This window comes from Dactylosporangium sp. NPDC000521, assembly GCF_042898305.1.
Taxonomy (GTDB): Bacteria; Actinomycetota; Actinomycetes; order Mycobacteriales; family Micromonosporaceae; genus Dactylosporangium.
Genome location: NZ_JBIAYW010000008.1, coordinates 355,876 through 373,441, shown reverse-complemented (window position 1 = coordinate 373,441; position 17,566 = coordinate 355,876). Strand labels below are relative to the sequence as shown.

17 protein-coding genes are annotated in these 17,566 nt (G+C 72.4%); 3 read left to right on the top strand and 14 right to left on the bottom strand.

Translation table 11 applies throughout. The annotated features are described in order from the left end of the window. Positions 1-40 precede the first annotated feature (40 nt). Complete coding sequence (gene mobF / locus ACFY3L_RS27215; protein ID WP_389329691.1) at positions 41-4,564, bottom strand: MobF family relaxase; 4,524 nt, start codon at positions 4,562-4,564, stop codon at positions 41-43. 150 nt (positions 4,565-4,714) lie between these two features. Here mobF and ACFY3L_RS27210 point away from each other — a divergent pair, with 150 nt between their 5' ends. Then, the gene (locus tag ACFY3L_RS27210; RefSeq protein WP_389329688.1) at positions 4,715-4,882 is read left to right on the top strand and encodes a hypothetical protein; all 168 of its coding nucleotides are present in this window, start codon (positions 4,715-4,717) and stop codon (positions 4,880-4,882) included. Beyond that, positions 4,879-5,346 (top strand): hypothetical protein, encoded by a 468-nt coding sequence (locus tag ACFY3L_RS27205; RefSeq protein WP_389329685.1) that lies wholly within the window; start codon positions 4,879-4,881, stop codon positions 5,344-5,346. Before ACFY3L_RS27210 ends, ACFY3L_RS27205 begins: the two co-directional genes overlap by 4 nt. Positions 5,347-5,492: 146 nt before the next feature. Here the strand turns inward: ACFY3L_RS27205 and ACFY3L_RS27200 are convergent, their stop codons facing one another. The 3 genes from ACFY3L_RS27200 to ssb form a co-directional block, all read right to left on the bottom strand. Then, positions 5,493-5,660: a hypothetical protein gene (locus tag ACFY3L_RS27200; protein ID WP_389329682.1), complete on the bottom strand. Its 168-nt coding sequence runs from the start codon at positions 5,658-5,660 to the stop codon at positions 5,493-5,495. Positions 5,661-5,884: 224 nt separating this feature from the next. Then, a complete protein-coding gene (locus ACFY3L_RS27195; protein WP_389329679.1) occupies positions 5,885-7,117 on the bottom strand; it encodes a single-stranded DNA-binding protein in 1,233 nt (410 codons plus the stop codon). Positions 7,118-7,197: 80 nt separating this feature from the next. Next, on the bottom strand, positions 7,198-7,641 hold the full coding sequence (gene ssb, locus ACFY3L_RS27190; RefSeq protein WP_389329676.1) for a single-stranded DNA-binding protein: 444 nt from the start codon (positions 7,639-7,641) through the stop codon (positions 7,198-7,200). Positions 7,642-8,074: 433 nt separating this feature from the next. On the opposite strand from ssb, the gene ACFY3L_RS27185 reads away from it, so the two are divergent. After that, complete coding sequence (locus ACFY3L_RS27185) at positions 8,075-8,434, top strand: nuclear transport factor 2 family protein (protein WP_389329673.1); 360 nt, start codon at positions 8,075-8,077, stop codon at positions 8,432-8,434. Between the two features lie 362 nt (positions 8,435-8,796). Here the strand turns inward: ACFY3L_RS27185 and ACFY3L_RS27180 are convergent, their stop codons facing one another. The 10 genes from ACFY3L_RS27180 to ACFY3L_RS27135 form a co-directional block, all read right to left on the bottom strand. Then, positions 8,797-9,351, bottom strand: a complete 555-nt coding sequence (locus ACFY3L_RS27180; protein ID WP_389329670.1) for a hypothetical protein — start codon at positions 9,349-9,351, stop codon at positions 8,797-8,799. Positions 9,352-9,533: 182 nt separating this feature from the next. Further along, positions 9,534-10,370 (bottom strand): hypothetical protein, encoded by an 837-nt coding sequence (locus ACFY3L_RS27175; protein ID WP_389329667.1) that lies wholly within the window; start codon positions 10,368-10,370, stop codon positions 9,534-9,536. Positions 10,371-10,412: 42 nt separating this feature from the next. Continuing rightward, positions 10,413-11,405, bottom strand: coding sequence for a bifunctional DNA primase/polymerase (locus ACFY3L_RS27170; protein WP_389329664.1), 993 nt, complete (start codon positions 11,403-11,405; stop codon positions 10,413-10,415). 6 nt (positions 11,406-11,411) lie between these two features. Next, the gene (locus tag ACFY3L_RS27165) at positions 11,412-11,864 is read right to left on the bottom strand and encodes a hypothetical protein (protein ID WP_389329661.1); all 453 of its coding nucleotides are present in this window, start codon (positions 11,862-11,864) and stop codon (positions 11,412-11,414) included. Between the two features lie 93 nt (positions 11,865-11,957). After that, the gene (locus ACFY3L_RS27160; RefSeq protein WP_389329658.1) at positions 11,958-13,448 is read right to left on the bottom strand and encodes a DUF3560 domain-containing protein; all 1,491 of its coding nucleotides are present in this window, start codon (positions 13,446-13,448) and stop codon (positions 11,958-11,960) included. A gap of 213 nt (positions 13,449-13,661) precedes the next feature. After that, entirely contained in the window at positions 13,662-14,642 is a 981-nt protein-coding gene (locus ACFY3L_RS27155; RefSeq protein ID WP_389329655.1) for a hypothetical protein, read from the bottom strand. Continuing rightward, the gene (locus tag ACFY3L_RS27150; RefSeq protein WP_389329652.1) at positions 14,639-14,830 is read right to left on the bottom strand and encodes a hypothetical protein; all 192 of its coding nucleotides are present in this window, start codon (positions 14,828-14,830) and stop codon (positions 14,639-14,641) included. Before ACFY3L_RS27150 ends, ACFY3L_RS27155 begins: the two co-directional genes overlap by 4 nt. Further along, positions 14,830-15,327 (bottom strand): hypothetical protein, encoded by a 498-nt coding sequence (locus ACFY3L_RS27145; protein WP_389329649.1) that lies wholly within the window; start codon positions 15,325-15,327, stop codon positions 14,830-14,832. Before ACFY3L_RS27145 ends, ACFY3L_RS27150 begins: the two co-directional genes overlap by 1 nt. Before the next feature lie 59 nt (positions 15,328-15,386). Further along, entirely contained in the window at positions 15,387-15,860 is a 474-nt protein-coding gene (locus ACFY3L_RS27140) for a hypothetical protein (RefSeq protein WP_389329646.1), read from the bottom strand. After that, positions 15,857-17,494, bottom strand: coding sequence for a DNA cytosine methyltransferase (locus ACFY3L_RS27135; protein ID WP_389329643.1), 1,638 nt, complete (start codon positions 17,492-17,494; stop codon positions 15,857-15,859). Before ACFY3L_RS27135 ends, ACFY3L_RS27140 begins: the two co-directional genes overlap by 4 nt. Positions 17,495-17,566 lie beyond the last annotated feature (72 nt).

Here is a 17,566-nt window from a genome sequence, read left to right as displayed (position 1 = left end):
ACGAACCGCGTACAGCAGTGCACGGGCAGGACGCGATGGACTACCAGGTGATGTGGGTTCCGGGCTGGGGTTGCTGCTGTTCCATGGGTGCGGTGGAGCGGATCTGCCGGACGATGTGCGGGGCCGGCGGTGGCGGCGCGGGCGGGGTCGGCAACGGCTCGGTGATCGCGTGCAGGTGGCGGCGGTGGACGAGTTCGGTGTGCAGGTGGGTGGCGTAGATGGGCGCGGTGAGCAGGGTGTCGGCGTCGCCGTGGCGGGGGCCGAGCCAGTCGTTGCCGAGCCGTTCGGCGACGGCGCGGGTGATGGCGTCGCGTTCGGTGTCGGGCAGGGCGAGGTAGATGTCGGCGGCGACCCGCGCGGTGGTCGGGTCGGTTGCCGGGGCGTGTGGGTGCCGGGCGGCGAGGACGGCGTTGGCGGCGTGCAGGTAGGCGCGGTGTGCGGCGGTGTCGGCGGCTGGGTACGCCCCGAGCGGCTGGGTCGGGTCGTTGGTGCTGATCTGGTGCTGGTCGCGGTAGGCGGCGACGGTGCCGGCGTGGCGCAGCCAGGTGGTGAGTTCGGGGGCGGTGGTGGGCATGTGTCCGAGGCCGGCGAGCCACGCGGGGCGAGTGCCGATCGCGGTGGTGGACAGGTGTTGGACGCGGTGGTGCACGAGGTCGCCGGTGGCGTCCATGTAGGCGGCCAGTTCGGCGTTCGGGGTGGCCGGGTTCGCCGCCAGCCACGGCAGTACACCAGTGGCGGGCCGGGGGCGGGTGTAGGTGTGGATCTGCTGGCGGACGCCGTCGAGGTCGCTGCCGGCCCGGACCGGGGCGAGGAGGAGTTCGGCGGGCTGACCGTGGTGTTCGGCAGCTTTGAGGGTCCAGGCCAGGGCACGCCACGCGTCGCCGGTGTCCGGTTCGGTGGGTGCTGGGGTGTTGGCGAGGTGGTCGTTGATGCGCCAGGCAAGGACCTGCGAGGTTGACCGGGCGCCGGTCAGCGGCCGGGACAGTGCGGCGGTGGCGACGGCGGTGAGTGGGTGGTGGCCGGTGTGTTCGGCGCGGCGGATCGCGGCGCGCAGCGCCGGCCACGCCGTCTCCTGGGCGGCTGTGGCGGCGGTGGTGTCGCCGAGGACGAGGGCGAGGAGCCGCTGCGGGTCGGTGTCGCCGGTGATCGGGTCGGTGTGCAGCAGCCGCGGTGCCTTGACGGCTTCGGCGGGGTCGAGGGGTTCGATGTCGCCGATCGCGGCGTGCAGCAGCGCGGCGTATCGGGTGGCGTCGTGGAGGGTTGGTTGGGCGAGCGGTGCGGGCGGGGTCCGGCCGTCGATGTGTTCGTTGATGCGCCAGGTGAGGAGCTGGGCTGGGGAGTCGCCGCGGGTGAGCGGGCCTCGGCGGGCGGTGCCGGCGAGGACCTGCGGCAGGTCCCAGCCGTCGCCTTCGATGCTGCGCAACGTCCGGACGACGGTCGGCCAGGCGGGGTCGCGTTGCACGGCGCGGGCGTCGTCGCCGAGGGCCGTGCTGACGATCGCGCGGAGGCGTAGGTCGTCGGCCTTTTCGGCGGCGTAGCGCAGGCGGGGCAGCAGGGTGGCGAGGCTGCGGGCGTCGTCGTGCGCCTTCGCGATGGCCTCGGTCGCCGAAGGTTGGGCGCCTTCGCGGGCCAGGACGGTCTCGAGGACTTCCTGGGCGGCGCGGGCGTGCCGGTCGTAGACGGTGCGGTCGAGGCGGGCGTCTTCGTCTTGGGGCAGGATGCGGTGGGTGACCGTGTAGAGGATGGTGCGCAGCCGGGCGCGGGTGGCGGCGACGTACAGGGTTTCGCGGGTCATGTCGTCGCTGATCAGGGCGTGGGCGGTGTCGACGGTGGCGCCTTGGGCGCGGTGCACGGTGGTGGCGTAGAGCAGTTCGACGTGCGCGGCGACGTAGGCGGCGGGCAGGGTGATGGTGCCGCCGTGTTGCTGGTGGCGGACCTTGAGGGCGCCGTCGCGGCTGCGGCCGGTGACGGTCCAGGCGTCGCCGTTGCGGACCCAGTCCTTGCCGCGGTTGCAGGTCATGGTGCGGTCGTTGACGCGGGTGACGATCCAGTCCCCGCGGCCGGCGCGGTTGCCGTCGTGCAGGTCGACGCCGTCGGGTTCGACCTGTCCGGCGGCGACGCGGTCGGCGCGGGCACGCGCGGACAGGGCGGTGACCCCGGTACCGGTGGCGGCGAGCATGAGGGTGCGGGAGCCGGCGGTCATGTCGGCGTGCCAGCCGGTGTATGCCTGCTCGATCATCGCCTCGGCGGAACCGCCGAGGACGCGCCGGTGCTGCAGGTAGTAATCGAGTGCGGTCGCGTCGCCGTCGCGCAGGCGGCGGGTGACGTCGGCCTCGGCCGGGCTGGCGAAACGGTGCAGCTGGGTGAGTTCGACCGCACCGGCCTCGGTGGCGAGCAGGCGCAGCGCACCGCCGGACTCGACGGCCGACAGCTGCCGGTGATCACCGAGCAACCGCACCGTCGCCCCGTACCGAGCGGCGATGTCGCGCAGGGTGTCGAGGTTGCGGGTGCCGGCCAGCCCCGCCTCGTCGACGAGAATGACGTCCCCGGAACGGACGTGGAAGAACGCCTTCTTCGGCGGGGCGGCGCGGTCGGCGCGAGGCTCAGCCTGGTCATCGGTGAGGTGTTCGTAGACGAACTTGTGCACGTTCTCCGCGGCCACACCGAGGTCGGCGGCGAGGACGGCCGCCGCCGCGGCCGATGTCGCCAGGGGGATGAGCCGCCGCCCGGACGCAGATAGCACGTGCTGGTAGGCGTGCATCGTGGTGGTCTTCCCGGCGCCGGCCGGGCCGAGCCCGACGCTGATCAGGTACGGGTCGGTGACGAACGCGACGACCATCGCCCGCTGTCCGGCGTCGAGGGTCTTACCGTGCAGCGCTTCGTACCCGTCCAGCAGCGCCTCGACGCTGAGCGTGGACGGTGGTGGGGTGGAGGCCGGGGTCTGGGCGGCGGTGAGGAGGCGCTGTTCGGCGGCCAGGATGCCGCGGCTGGTGTAGCGGGTCGCGGCGTGTTCAGCGAAGACGGAGACACCGTCCGCGCGGCGCAGCAGCGCCGGTTCCTTCACCAGCGGGGCGACGGTGACCGGCTCGCAGTCCGCCTGCACCGCCGCCGCGACGACCTGTTCCAGCACACGGGTGCGCTCGCCGGGGCTGTCGAAGCGCAGCCCGTGCGGGAACAGCCCGGCCGGTGGTTGCCGCAGCAGCCGGTCGGCCTCGGCGCGCAGGTTCCACACCGTCCAGGTCGACCGTGACCCCTCCGCATGCCCGACGGTGAGCTCGCCCAGCGCCGTGATCTGGGCGACGGACAGCGTGGTGGACGGCTGCGGCTGCACGTCCTCGGCGCGGGCGGCGGTGACGACAGCGGCGAGGACCCTCCGGGCGCGGCGGCCGTGGACGTCGGTCAACCGGGTCGCCCATTCCGCGCGCAGCGCGGCCAGGCCACGCGGTGCCGGTTTGGGTCCGCGGGTGTCCAGGTTGGCCTGTTCGGCGAGGCCGAACGCCGCGAGCTGGTCCGGGTCGCGGCCGTGGAGACGCCGGTACTGCACGATCAGGTCCTCGTAGCGGGCCTCGATCTGCGTCCGCCGGGACGAGAACGACCGGATGTACTCCAGGGGGATGCCGGCGACCTCCCGGACAGGGTGCCGTTTGCCGACGGTGTCGGGCCGGACCTCGAAGTCGACGCCAAGCAGCTGCCCGGCGAGGGTCTCGACGGTGGAGTTGTAGTGCTCCGACGCGGCGACCGCGATCCGGTACAACGCCCGCCCATCCAGGGCCCGCCAGCCGCCGTCGACGCCGCGGATCTTGTTGGCGATCGCGACGTGAGTGTGCAGGTTCGGGTCGCCGTCGCGGGAGTCGAAGTGGTCGAACATCGCATACACGAGGCCCTTCGTGGACAGCTGCGCCTGCCCGACGTCCCCGGCCCGGGTGTACGCCGCATGCTGCTCCAGCAGCGCGAGCGCCGAGTCGCGGGCCTGCTCGTGCGCGGCGAGGACCGCATCACGGACCCACTGCCGCTCATCGAGCGCCCACAGCAGCACCAAAGATTTGACCGGCGTGAACACAAGGTCGTACCCGGCCACCCCACCACGGGGACGGCGGGCCTCGTCGGCGCGGACCTTCCCGACCTCCGCCTGCGTCGGTTCCCGCCCGGTCTCGGCCCGGATCACCTGCAACCGCTGCGCAACCCGGGCGTCGAAGTGCTCCAACGTCTCATACACGGGGAACCGGCGGCCGAGCGTGGCGGCCCGCAGCGCGGTCTGCATCACCGCGTCGAGTTGCTCGTCGGTCATCCCCGCCTTGGTGTGCCGGTGCAGGTACTCAGCGATGATCCGGTCGGCGTCCGGGTGCATCCCGGACCCGAACAGGTGCCGCATCTGCGCCTCGTCGACCTGACCGGCAAGCCCGAGCTCGGACGCGCCGAGCCCGCCCCACCGGCCCGGCGGGGTGCCGTGCGCGGTGTAGTAGTCGACCGGGTCCTGGCCCGTCTCCCGGTCGCAGTCGCCACCGGCGACGTGCCGGGTGAGGTAGGTGTAGCCGTCGCCGACGCTGAGTTTGTGCAGCGTCATCACGACGGTTTCACCTCCATTCCAACGGCGCGGCGATGCCCGCGGATCAACGATCCACGGGCAGCTTTCGGCGGCTGCTAACCATAGCTTTTCGCGGTCGTTTTTCCAACGCTTTCATCCATGGCCAGAGCATCTGCAAGAGGTGTGTCGGTGTTCTTCTCGCCACCGATGAGGTTGCTGTTTTGGCTGCTGGGAGGTGGTATTGTGTCGTTTTGGCCTGCTGCTGTTTTCGGTTATCTGCGGTTATCTGAATGTGGCTTGATTATTGGACATGACCTTGAGCTGGATGGTTTCTCCCCGTTATGTTTTGCGGCATGACGAAGCGTGTTTCGGGTGCAGGTGTGAATCGTTCGGCGGCCCGGCGGGCGGCGGAAGTGGCGGCGCTGCGGCAGGCGCGTCTGGCGGCGCATGAGGCGGCGGTGACCGAGCAGGTGGCGGCGTTCTTCGACCGGTCCGGCCGTGCTGGCGCGCTCCGTGAGGAGGCGCGGGTGAAGGCGCAGCGGGTCCTCGACGACGCCGACCGTGCGGCGCGGGACCTGGAGGACGCGGCGGACGCCGCGCTGGATCGGCTGCGCCGGTTGGACGAGCCGGTAGCGGAGATCGCGGCGATGACCGACCAGTCGGTGGGCACGGTCCGGGCGGCCCTGGCACGGGCAGCCGGTCGCAGCGCACCGCCCGGCGGCGCCGGCGCCGGCGCCGGCGCCGATAACCGGGGCGAACCACCCGCACCGCAACGACCAGGGGCGTTGACCGACGCTGCACCAGCGGTGGCCGACGGGTGAGTGAGCACGACGAACGGCCGGACCCATGGCGGGCCCGGCCGTTCGTTGCTTCGTGGCGGCTGGCGGGCCGCTGGTGGCGCGTGGGCTGAGCGTGCCGGTTGGACCGCACCGCCTTGACGAGGCGGCCCTCCGGCGGTGCGGGTGGGTCAGCGCTGCCGGTAGCCCAGGACGGTGCGGTACTCGGCGGCGTCGGCGGGGTCGTTCCAGTTGTAGACCTCCTTCTCGCCGACGGCGACGTACGGGGTGATGCCGCTGCCGCGGCGGGAGGGGAGGCTGCTGCGCGGGGCTTCGGCGAGGTCAAGGTGGTGGATCATGGCGGGCCTCCAGCGTCTCGGGTCGTGGGTGCGGCACCCGGTCCGGATTCGGTTGCGGGTGTCGCGCTGACAGGACTGGGGAGGGACCGGCCGAGCCGCAGCGGTGGGCAAGCAGGCCGAAGGCCAGCCCGGACCCGGGTGGCAGCGCAGCGGACGGCGACGCGAAGCGAGCCGGGCCGGCCGGGTGCGGGCGGTGCTTGCCGCCGCAGGCTGGTCGGTCATCTTCACGGACTGGCGAGCGCGGCCCCCGGCAACCGAGACCCGGCCGACGCCCACGACCCGGCTGAAGGCCCGCCGGGCCGCCACCGCAGACCCGCCGGAGCCACAGCAGCCGACCCGACCGCTGCGGCCAGCACTCTCACCGACGCTCGCCCGGCGTGAAGGACCGCGTGGAGGTCTGCGACTGGCGGCGCCGCCACGCGTCGTAAGCAACGGCCGGGGGCGGACGCGATGACGGCCGTGACGTCGAACAGGTGCGGCTCGTGGCGGTGCGGGCCGTACCGGTCGAAGCCGGTGACCAGGTACCAGACGCCGGGTACGGCGTGTACGCCGCGGAACCACACGTCCTGCACTGTGGTGGCGCCGTGCCAGCACACGGACGCCTTCGTCCCCGTGCAGGCACGCTGGTGCACGGCCACGACCTGCCCGAGCCGGGCGTCCGGCAGCCGGTCCGCGGTGGTGATGATCCGTTCCCAGGACTCGGCGGCACGGCGGCGGCGTGCACGGCGACGGGCGAGCCACAGCGCGAGCGCGGCCGGCGGCCCGGTCGCGGCGATCCACGAGCCATACGTCGCGCAGTTGGTGGGGTCCATGTTGGGCTGCCTTCCGGTATCGAGTCGGGGGTGCGGCGGAACATGCGACGAGCCCGACCCGGCTCGCGGAGGAAGGCTCCGCCAGCCGGACCGGGCTGGGACGTGCGACAGAACGGTTCGGCGCGACGGCCGGTGGTCGCCGCCGCGTAGCCGGTCACGTGGCGGCGCGACCGGCCGGTGTGCGGCCTGTGTGCGGTTGGTCAGTGGTGCAGCAGTTCGCGGTCGGGTGATGGCGTCGGGGTAGGCGTCGGCGGCGAACTGGTCGCCGTCGGGGGTGGTGATGATGTCGCCGCGGCGGCTGCGGGTGTTCGGGCCGGCGTGCGCTTCGGTGAACCGCATCGAGACGGACACGTTGCGGGCGCTGAGCTTGAGGGTGGGCAGGTCGGATTCGTTGAGGTACGGCAGCAGCTGCCCGGCCTCGACGAGGACCTGATCGCCGCGGTTGAGGTGGCGGACGCGGGAGGCGAGGTCGCCCCAGCACAGCACGTCGAACCACATGGCCTTGGCGTCCTTCCACTGACCGGTGTGGTCGCGGTACCGGTCGCGGTGCACGATCGGGAACTGGACGTACTCGCGGCCTTCACGGGTGCGCCCGGTGGTCGGAGATGCGGTGAGGCGGCCTTCGATGACAACGTTGAACAACATGACGGTGAGCTCCAAGCTTCGACGAGGGTGAGGGGTGCGACTGGGCCGGCCCAGGGGGTGGGCCGGCCCGAAGCGGGTGGCTAGAGCGCGGGCTCGAGTGCGCCGGCGAGCGCCGGGTCGGTCTGCCACGGGTCGTCGAAGTTGCCGCTGGCGGTGGTGTTGGTGGCGTCGATGGCGGTGGCGGCGTTGAAGCGCATGCTCAGCGCGACGTTGGAGGCGGTGACCTGCAGCTGGCCGGCGGGCTTGTCGGTGTGCTGGTTGTGGTACGCCCACACGGACAGGTCGTCCCTGCAGTCGACGATCACGGTGTCGCCCGTGCGCAGGTGCTCCGCGACCCGCTCGGCGAGGTCCTCCCAGACCGTGACGGTCACCCACATCGTGGGGCCGTTGACCCATTCGCCGGCGGTGTTGCGGCGGCGGGTGTTGTGCCCGACCCGCATCTTCGCCACGGCCTTGCCCGACGGGGTAAACCGCAGCTCGGGCGCTTCGGCGAGGTTGCCTTCGAAAGAGAAGTTGAACAGCATGACGGTGGCTCCCGTTTCGGTGACCTGTGGTGCGGCACCGGATGGGTGGGGCCGGATCGGGTGATCCGGGCGTCCGGGGTGCCGCGCTGACGGGCCGGTCGGAGCCCGCCCGGGATCGGGGGTGCAAGCCACCGGGACCGGCATGTTGGCGTCGAGCGCAGCGAGACACGGTTGCCAAGATGCCGGGCACGGGCGGCTTAGCGACCTCGGTCCGGGTGGGCTGACCATCGGGTCCTTCAGCAGCGACGCCCCGGCCCGCCCACGGATCGCCAGCAGCCGGCAACCCTGCTGCTGTGACTGAGCACGCTTGATGGCGGTTGGGCATACTTGTTGGCGGCGATGGCAGTAGCGCGGTCGGCTGCGCCCAAGTGCGTTCGGCGACCGACGCGGATCGTTCGTTAACCGCGGCTGAGTTGGCTGGCAAACTGGGTTCGTGATTGAGGTAAACCCGGGTGCTGTGATGCGCAGGCATGTGGATGCCTTCAACGCGCGGGATCTTGACGCCTTGATGACCGGTTTCACTGAGGACGCTGTGTGGATCACCGGATCGAGCATCGCTCGAGGGATCGGTGAGCTCACTGAGCTCTTTGCTGGTGCGATGACGGGGTTGCTGCCGACGTTGGTGGTCCACGATTTGCTCGCCGACGGGGATCGGGCCGCCTGTCAGATGATCGAGACACTGACGGTGGCCGGTGAAGAGCGGACGTTCTTTATCGCGGGGTTCTATCGACTCCGTGGCGAACGCATCGCGTGGGCAAAGATTTATCGTGAGGGCAGCGCTGAGATCTCGTGAGCGGTTCTGCTGCTGTGGACAGTGCAGCAGCGTTGGCCTTCGTCGACGTGTGGCGAACGGGTCAGTCTTGTCCTCAGCGCGGTGGATGAGCACGGACTGCGATAGCCAGCTGCTCGCGGTTGCGTACGCAACCGCCAACTGCCGTGCCCAGCAACCGTCATCTACGCCGCCCACACCAGCGGAATCACCTGCTGACACCAACCCCGACCGCCAACATGGCTGCTCAGTCATAGCTGCCCGGACCACTCCCGCCACCGGATCGGCCGGGCACGATGCTGTTCGCCGCCTACCGCAGTACGGCAAGCCGGCTGGGTCGCGCGACGCGACATACGCGCGGGGCGCTTGCCGGCGGGATGCGGTGGTTAGCCGCCGATGACGACGGTGTCGATGTAGAAGATGCCGACACGCGGGTCGGCCTGGTCGTGGTTGACGGCCTCCCAGACCGCGAGCGCCTCGTCGGGGCCGGCGGGGGGCGGCTCCTCTGGGTAGCCGTTATAGCAGCTGACCTTGTCCCAGTACTCGCGGATGAGCTGGTCACGCAGGTCGGCCGCGCCACGCCGACTGGCTCGTACGTAGCTGTGGGTGCCGTCCTCGCCGCGCTCCCAGATCAGCACGTGCACGGTCCGGCCGGTCAGCCCGTCGTCGGGCAGCAGCGGGGTGTCGGCGGCGACGCGGACGCGCTGCTCGGCCTCGAAGGTCAGGCCGTGGCGGCGCGCCCAGGCGATCGCGGCGTCCAGGTCGTAGCCGCCGTGCAGATGCTTCGGCATGTCTGCCGCCCACTCCTTGAACCGGCCGAGCGAATAGCGGCGCAACCCGAGCGCGGCTTCGAGGTCACGCCACATCGCTTCGGTGGTGATCCCCTCGATGCTGACCGTGCGCTCGACAAGCTGCCCCGCCGGGAGCGGAAGATGCCACACCGCGCTCCCAGCGGCGGACACCGGCCCGCACACTGGTCCGGATGCCGGTGCGGGCAGCGCGTCGATGGTGGCGTTGACGCGGGCGGCGACGGCCGCCAGGGCCTGGACCGCAGCGTCGTGCCCACTGGCCCGGACGGTGCCGGTCCGCTCGTGGTACCGCTGCGGAATGAGGTCTTCAGCGGTCAGGTCCCGGCGCTGAGGTCGACGCCGCCGTACCGGATGGTGATGACCGCGCCGCCGTCACCGGCGGCGGACGCTTCGGGGTCGGTGGTGGGCCAGACGTTCACCGCGGCGACCCCCGTGCCGAGCTTCCACACGCCGCCGGGCAGGTCGTGATCGAGCAGCAGCTGCACGCGCAGCCCGGCGCCGTCGTCTGGGTCCGCGCTGTCGTAGCGGCCGGTGACGCTGCCGGGCAGCGTCTGCTGGGTCGGCGGTGCGGTGAACCAGTCGGTGAACGCGTCCGAATTGAACGTGACGCCGGCCCCGGTCACCGGCTCGACGGCCGCGAGACGGCTGGCGGTGCGCTCGTGGACCGGCAGCCACACGACGGGTTCGGCGTCGTCGGCGTTGTCTGGGTCGTCGCTGGCGGAGATGTACAGGTGCGTGTCGGCGACGTCCCCGTCGACCGATGGGCACAGGTACACGTACCGGGTGCCGTGCAGCCCGGCGAGGCGCCAGCCGACGCTGTGCCCGTCCGTCCACGGCCACGCCGTGACCGGACCCGGCAGGTCCACTGTCGCGGTGGACGTGACGGCGTCGTCGGGGTCGTCCTCGGCGGTGGTGTCCGGGCGGCTGTGCGCGGTGACGACGAGCGGCGGGCCGTTGCCCGGGTCGTGCGGCGCTGCGAGGTAGACGAGGTCGGTCAGGCCGTCGCGGACGGCACGGAACCCGACCCGGCTGACCTGCTCAATCTGTCCGGCCGGGTCGTGCCTTGCCGGGTCGTAGAAGGGGGTGAAGGTGACGCCCCACCCGGTGGTGAGCTGCTGGTCGGCGGGGAACGCCTGGTTGCTGGTGGTCACGGTGCGATGTCCTCCGGGGGGTGCGGTTTGGCGGCGGGGTGGTTATCGGTTGTGGTGCCGTCGCTGCGGTGACGGCCGGCGTGGGTGGCGCAGTCCGGCCCGCCATCCGGAGGCGATGGTGCGGCGGGTTTCGGCGGGGCCGAGGCCGATGTCGAGGGCGGCGTCGGTGAGCCGCGGCCAGACGGCGGCGCGGTCGAGCAGCCCGGCGGCGGCGAGCTGCCCGAGCCGGAACGCAGCCCGGACAAGGGCGTTGTTCCGACCGCCGCCGCTGACACGTTGCCCGTGCCGCACGAGCGGGCGCGGCGCCGAACGCAGCCGGGCGATCTCGCCGTCAACCGCGGCGGCGGCGTACCGGTCCAGGCCAGCGATGCCATCGGCGATGTCACCGGCCCGCGCCACCACCACGGTCGGCGGTGGTGGCGGAGGCAGGACGAGCCGGCGCAGGGTCGGCGGGCACCCGGGCAGGGCGGCGCCGACATTCCACGGTTGCTGGAATCGGTAGCGGACGCCGGATGCGTGCAGCGACGGAGGGGCGACGGCTGAACCGCCTCGGCCGCGCCAGTCGACGCCGGGCACGAACCCGATCCGGCTGGGCAGCTGGGACGCGGCGAACCACAGGTGCCAGCCGAGTCCGGTCCGCACGAGCGGTCCGGCGGGCCGGACGACGTCGAGCACGTCGAGGACCAGGTGCAGGCCGTCGTTGGTGTCGACGTCACAGACGTCCAGGACGGTGCCGGTGACCACGCCGATGTTCGCCGTCGGCCATCGTCGCCACCAGCCACGGATCAGCGCCGGTGCGGTGGACGCGCCGTGGATGCCGTGCTCCAGCCGGGGGTGTTTGCCGGGTGACGCGCAGGCGCTGTGCTCGCGGCAGCTGCACCCGTCGAGGTGTGGGGTGTGCAACGGGTGCACTGGGATGCCGGCGGCGGCGTACCGCAGCGCTGCGGCGACGAGGACGCACGGGTCGGCTGGCTGCCCCGCGGGCGGCGGCGACGCCTCGCCGGGCCGGTGTGGGTGGCGTGCGGGAGGCGTCATCGCGGGTCACCGGGTCCCGCCGGTCAGGTGGGCGAAGGCGGCGAGGAGCCGGTCGCGGTCGACCTCGGTCACCCACGCGCGGGCGACGCGGGGCCAGAACTTGAAGTTGTCGCCGCCGAGGACGGCGACCTTGACGGTGGGTCCGTTGTCGGCGAGCACGACGTAGGGTCCGCTGTTGCCGCGCCATTGCGCGTCGGCGATGGTGACGACCGCACCGACGGTCAGTGGCGGGGGCGGCGGCGCCACCGTCACGAGTGTCACCGAGGCGCCATCGCCGGTGGGGGCGGGCAGCAGCAGCGACGGTCGGATCCGCAGCCTCGGTCCACCGGCGACGGGTGCGAGTGCGACGTTGACGCGGTCGACGCGCTCCACGGTGTAGACGGTGCCGTGAAACCTCGCCGGCGTCGTGGCGGGGTCGCAGATCACTCGGTCGCCGACGGCGACGGTGTGTTCGGACATGACGTGGAAGCCCTTCCGGTACGAGGAATGGAACGAAACCGGCCCGCACCCCGGGATGGGGTGTGGGCTGGCGAGGTGCGGTGCGGGTGCCGGTCAGCAGGGTGGGCAGCAGTGCACTGCGAGCCATTGGCTGGTCCTCAGTTCGCGGCTGGTGCCGTCGGTGAGGGCGACGGTGACCCAGTCCCCGGCCTCCCGGCGGCGGTCGATGCCGCTGACCGTGGCGACGGGCCCGGCGAAGTGCGGCCACAGCCGGCGCCCGTCGTAACCGCGGTCCCAGATCCCGGCGATGATGTCCCCAGGGTGCAGGTCCTGCGGGTGCCGGTCGACCGGGTCACCGGCGGGCATCCGCCACACCGGCGGCCGCTCATCGACGGTCAGCGACGCGGCGATGTCCGGCACCGTCTCCCCGGCTTCGAGACGCTCGAACACCGCGAGGGACGCAGCGGCCAGCCGCCGCCGGTCCGCGAGAGTTGCGGGATCGTCCGGGTCAGGTCGGAACGCCGCGACCTCGGCGTCGGACGCCGTCAGGGACAGGCCGTGGACGAGCCGCTGCGCATAGCCGACGTGCCGGGCCGGGGTCCGCGCCGGTTCGTCATAGCCGGCCGCCGCCGCAGTGCGCAGGTACCGGTGCCAGCGTGCGACCGCGACCGCGAGCTCGACCGGCCACGGCTCGCCGTTGGGGGTGTCCCACTGCTGGCCGTCGCGGCGGCGGCCGAACAGCTCGTCGAAGGTGATCCGCTGCGGCCACTGGTCGTTGTCCAGGCTGACCGTCTTGCGGTTGACGCGGGTGACCCGGTACCAGCCGTGCCCACCGACCTTGACCAGGTCACCTTTGGCGACGTTGGCGGAGCTCCACGCGACGAACGCGCCCGTCGCGGCGGCGGCGCCGAGTTTCGCCTGCTGGTGGACGATGTCCTCGCCGAGCCGGTCGAGCTCCCGCTGCGCGCGCTGCCGATAAGCGTCTCCGGCGCCCGGGTGGTCGTGTTCGCGCTGCCACCGCCGCTGGTCGGCCTGCAGCCGCTCGATGCGGCGCATCACCGCGCGCGGGTTCTCCTTCGCGGCGTCGTGGGCGCGGACCGCGTCAGCGCGGCCGGCCAGCAGGCCGGCGGTGCGGTCTTCGACGAGCGCCTGATCCAGGTTGTTCCAGGCGCGTTCGCGGCGGCGCCGGTCGGCGGGGTAGGAGTGGTGGCCGGGCAACTCCGGCTGCCCGGCGGGGATACCGTCCAGGACCCGGTCGGCGGCGGCCTGCCGGGCATCACGCCGCCCGACCGCCGCGCCGGCGCGGTCGTCGAGCCGGTCGGCGCGTTCCTCGGCCCGCTCGCTGCGCGCGGCTTCCCGATCGGCGGCGGGCCGCCACACGTCGTCGATATCGACGGTGACCTCGTGCCCGCGCTCGCGCAGTGCTGCGGCGGCGGCGTCGATCCGCCACCGCTGCGCGTCCTTGTCCCGGCTGCCCCGGATATGGATACCGACCTGCGACGAGTACCGGAACCCATGCAGTTTGACGATGTCGTAGACGCCGTCGCCTCTGCGGGAACCGGACAGGATGGTGCCCTCGGCGTGGGTGTGCGAAATGACGATCACAGCGGGTACTCCCTTGGACGGGGTCGTGCGATGGGCATGCCGAACGCCCGACCCCGCAGACGGCGGGGCCGGGCTTGGCGGTGATGCGGTTGATCCCGGTCACGTCCGGGTGTGCCGCTACGCCGGGCGGCCGAGTGCCGGAACCCGACGTGAGCGGCCGTTCAGTGCCCGCCCGGCTCGGCGATGACACCACCGCAACGGCGGCGACCCGCTTCAGGCGGCTAGGGTCGCGGGGGTCGCTGGGGTTTGGGTGCGGCGGAACACGGCGATGCGGTGGTCGGGCAGGTTGACGTCGTGGGCGCCGCCGTCGAACAGGTGGTGGGTGAACGCCGGCAGGTCGAAGAACCGGCTGTCGATCCCAGCCGCTTCGAGGAGGGCGGTCCAGCCGCGCCGGTCCCGTTCCGCCGTCGCGTACGTGTGCCGGCTGGCGTGGATGCCGTCGAACGCGGCGCTGAACGCGGCCCGCACCTCGGATGGTGTCGGTGCGCGGTGGCTGGCGCCTTCCAGGTGCAGCCATTCCCCGACGGCCGTGGCGGGCAGCTGCGCGGCGGCGGCGAGGTCCTCGATCGTGCACAGCAGGTCCAGGTCGAGGACGTCGGTGTGCAGCCCGTACCGGCCGTACCCGACGACGTCGACCAGCAGCACCCGGCCGGCGGCGCCGGTGACGCGGCGTAAGTGCTCGGCAGAGGCGGCCGGGTCGGCGCTGATCCGGGTCCACCAGGTGCGGGTGACCGCCGCCGGGTCCGCGGCCAGGACCGAGGTGTCCGGCCCGTCGACAGGCGGGTGCCCGGTCCCGCCGTCGGCGCGGTCGTGGGCGGTGTCATGCCGCTGGGCGAGGGTGCGCACCGCCCGCCGGTGCAGGTTCGACAGCGCCTGCACGGCGCGGGGCTGCTGGCGCAGCTGGGCCGTGGTGAGGTCGGCGGCCGGGGTGACCACGGTGCCGTCTGTCTCCAGCCACGCCACCGGCGTGCGGTCGTAGGCGACCACGAAGCAGACGGTGTGCGGGGCCGGTGGGGCGCCGGGTTCGGGGTAGGCGCTGACCCGCAACCGTTCGGCCGCGCCCGGATGCAGGCCCGCGTAGGACAGCGGGGCGCCGTAGCGGTTGCCGACCGACTGGCCGCGCAGCCGACCGGCGTTGACGTCCCGGAGCCGCCGGAACGCCTCGAAGGCTTCGGCCTGCGTGGACTGGCTCACCAGGCCACCCGCCGGGTCCCTGCCGCGTCCGCGATGAACACGGCCGCGCCGGCGGTGTGATCGGCGGTGCCGGAGACGGTGCGGCCGGCGAGGTCGTCAGCGAGGACGCTGAGCTCGAACCCCGCACCGCGCAGCACGCCGATCGCAACGCCGATCGGGTCTAGGCCCGCAATTGGCACGCCGTCCATCAGCGGGCACCGCCCGGCGCAGTCTGCGGCGCCACGCCCGGACCGGCCTCGCCCGGAGCAGCCTCGGCGGCCGGGCTGGCGTCGCGCTCGGCGGCGAACTGCAGGTCGGTGATGGCGATCCACACCGTGCGGGCGAGTTGCCGGTCCACGTCGCGGTACGTGTACGGCTCGAACGGCAGCCGCTGCCCGTCGAGGTGGATCGCGTAGGCGGGCATAGTCCCGCGGCGCAGCGGGTGCGTCGCTTCGAAGCAGGTGATCACCACCTGGTGGCCGGCGGCGGTGAACGTGTACTCCTGCGCGGTCGGGCAGGGCCGCCGGTCGGTGGGGTTGCACCGGTAGCTCGGCGGGTCGACCGGTGTGCCGAGCAGCCGCTGCAGGCCGCTGGTGATCTGCCGGCCGAACGTGTGCGCGCCGTACTCGGCCGACGCCGGCTCAGGGGTGATCTGCTGCTGGTAGGCGTCCGGCTCCAGCTGTGGAGGCTCAGGGGTAGACAGCACGCGGGAACGTTCCTTTCGATCGAGACAGCAATGTCGGGCGGTCTGCGGCATCCGTCCGTTCAGGCACGGCCGCGGAACAGTTGTCGGCGGGTTTCTTCGGTGAGTTGCAGATCGGACGGGACGGTGCTGCGCCAGGTGCAGGTCATCGGGTCCAGGACCGGCCGGCCGTCGACGGTGATCGCGAGGCCGAAGTCGTCGGCTTCGGCTGGGTCGTCGTGGCTGCGCACGTCGATTCGCAGCTCACCGCTGTCGTCGGTGGGCTGCGTGACCCGGATGGTGTAGGGGCCGGCGGTGATCGTGGCGGTGAGCAGCCCGTGCCGGTCCTCGGTCACGTCGGCGGTGAAGTCCCACGTCTCGGACAGCAGCGGCCGGCCGCTGCGGCGGATCAGCGTCCACAGCAGCTCGATCACGTCCGCGCCGGACGGCTCGTGGGTGCCGTTGAGGTACGCGGTGACCTCGTCCACGAGTACCGTGTCCGGATGCCGCTTGCCGGTCGCGCCATCACCGCCGTTGCCGCCGAGGGTCATGCTCATACGGCGGCGCCGACGAGGTCACGGTTGCGCCGCTCGCCGCTGAGGATCCGGAACGTTGGAGTCTGGCCGGAGATGGCTTCGACGAGCGCGGCGATCAGGTCCCTCGCGGCGGGTGGGGTGACCGCGTTGCCGGCCTGCCGAACGCGTTCGCGGCGGGTGCCGAGGATCTGGTAGTCCGGCGCGAACGCCATCCCGGCGGCGATCTCGGCGGGTTCGAGCATCCGGAACAGGCAGTCCAGCAGATCGACCCGCAACGCCGCATTGACATCCACGGCGGCGGAACCGATCACCGTGTCGATGTCGGGGTCGACGACGGCGTACCGGTCGCGGGTGCTGAGGGTGCCCATCGGCTCCTCGAGCGGGCGGGCGCGGCCGGTGCTGTAGTACGGCACGAGCAGCCCGTGGTGGTTCCCGGCGGCGGTGACCGCCGGGAGCGGTTCGGTGTGGGCGGAGCGGGCGACGCCGTGGTTGCGCAGCGGGACGACGAGGGCGTCCTGGTGCCGGCCGGTCAGCCCGCGCAGCGGCTGGTCGACCGGCCGCACGTGCGCGACCGTCGCGCGGCCTTCCAGCGCGACCACCAGCGGCGGCTGCCCGACCTGGGCCCAGCCATCCGCGCCGCTCGGCTCCCCGGCTGCAGCTGCGGGGCTGGGGACGGCGAGGGCGTCGTTCTCGCGGGTGGTCCGGGCCGGCATCGGCAGGTCCAGGGGTGTGGCGTCGGTGCGCCAGGTGCCGCCGGTCGGGACCATCATCGGCCGGGCGTAGCGGGTCAGGCCAGCCTCGATGCGCTGCATCGTCTTCGCCGCGAGCGGCTGGGCCCGGTCACCGATACGGGTCCCGGGCAGCGTCCAGTCGATCGCCACGGCCGCGGGCAACACTGCAGGGTAGACGCGGTTGCCGCGGCACGCGGTGGTGGCGCAGCGCCACACGTACTGGCCGTGGTCGCCGTAGCGCCCCCACGCCTTGTCCGGCTGCTTCCACGCCTGGATCGGTCGTTGGGTGCGTCCGCACCGGTCACAGGTAGCGTCCGGTCGCGCCCAGCGGCGCAGGTCCGGGCACCGGCCGAGCCGCTCCAGGTGGCCGATGGTGTACCAGCGGTCCCTCGACTGCGGCGCCCCATCCCCGCCCGCCTGCGCATGCATCGAGTTGAGGAAGACAGTGTGCAGGCAGTACCTCAAGGACCGCAGCGCCATTCGCCAGGCCGGGTATGGCAGCCACTTCTCGACCTCGATGACGTTCTCGACGATCACCCCGAGGTACGGACGCCCGGCCAGGATCTTCGCCTCGAGGAACCGGGGGACGTCCCACATCGTCGCCCTGGAGCGTTCGGCGGCGTCGTCGGGCAGGACCTCGTCGAACAGGTCCGGGATGCGGTCGGCAAGCCGGACGCCCTTGGCCTGGGAGTGATTGGTGCACTCGGGCGAGGCCCACAACAGGTCGCTGGCGGGATAGCGGCGCGGGTCGACCTGGGAGATGTCAGCGCAGTCGTGCGCGGCGTGCGTGAGGTTGTGCGCGTGGGTATCCACGGCTCGCCGCCAGTGGTTGACGGCCATGACAGTGGTGACGCCGTCGACGAGTTCGGCGCCGGACGATGAGCCGCCGGCGCCGCAGAACAGATCGGTCAGGGTGTAGCCCACCCGGAATCTCCTCCAGAAACGCAAACAGCGGCGGGAACCCGGGCACGGCGTGCATGCTGGGGGTTCCCGCCG

Excerpts from the sequence above, each read along its gene's own strand:
- mobF (WP_389329691.1), bottom strand. The coding sequence starts at position 4,564 with ATGACGCTGCACAAACTCAGCGTCGGCGACGGCTACACCTACCTCACC.
- ACFY3L_RS27205 (WP_389329685.1), top strand. The coding sequence starts at position 4,879 with ATGACGAAGCGTGTTTCGGGTGCAGGTGTGAATCGTTCGGCGGCCCGG.
- ACFY3L_RS27200 (WP_389329682.1), bottom strand. The coding sequence starts at position 5,660 with ATGATCCACCACCTTGACCTCGCCGAAGCCCCGCGCAGCAGCCTCCCC.
- ACFY3L_RS27195 (WP_389329679.1), bottom strand. The coding sequence starts at position 7,117 with ATGTTGTTCAACGTTGTCATCGAAGGCCGCCTCACCGCATCTCCGACC.
- ssb (WP_389329676.1), bottom strand. The coding sequence starts at position 7,641 with ATGCTGTTCAACTTCTCTTTCGAAGGCAACCTCGCCGAAGCGCCCGAG.
- ACFY3L_RS27170 (WP_389329664.1), bottom strand. The coding sequence starts at position 11,405 with ATGACGCCTCCCGCACGCCACCCACACCGGCCCGGCGAGGCGTCGCCG.
- ACFY3L_RS27165 (WP_389329661.1), bottom strand. The coding sequence starts at position 11,864 with ATGTCCGAACACACCGTCGCCGTCGGCGACCGAGTGATCTGCGACCCC.
- ACFY3L_RS27150 (WP_389329652.1), bottom strand. The coding sequence starts at position 14,830 with ATGGACGGCGTGCCAATTGCGGGCCTAGACCCGATCGGCGTTGCGATC.
- ACFY3L_RS27140 (WP_389329646.1), bottom strand. The coding sequence starts at position 15,860 with ATGAGCATGACCCTCGGCGGCAACGGCGGTGATGGCGCGACCGGCAAG.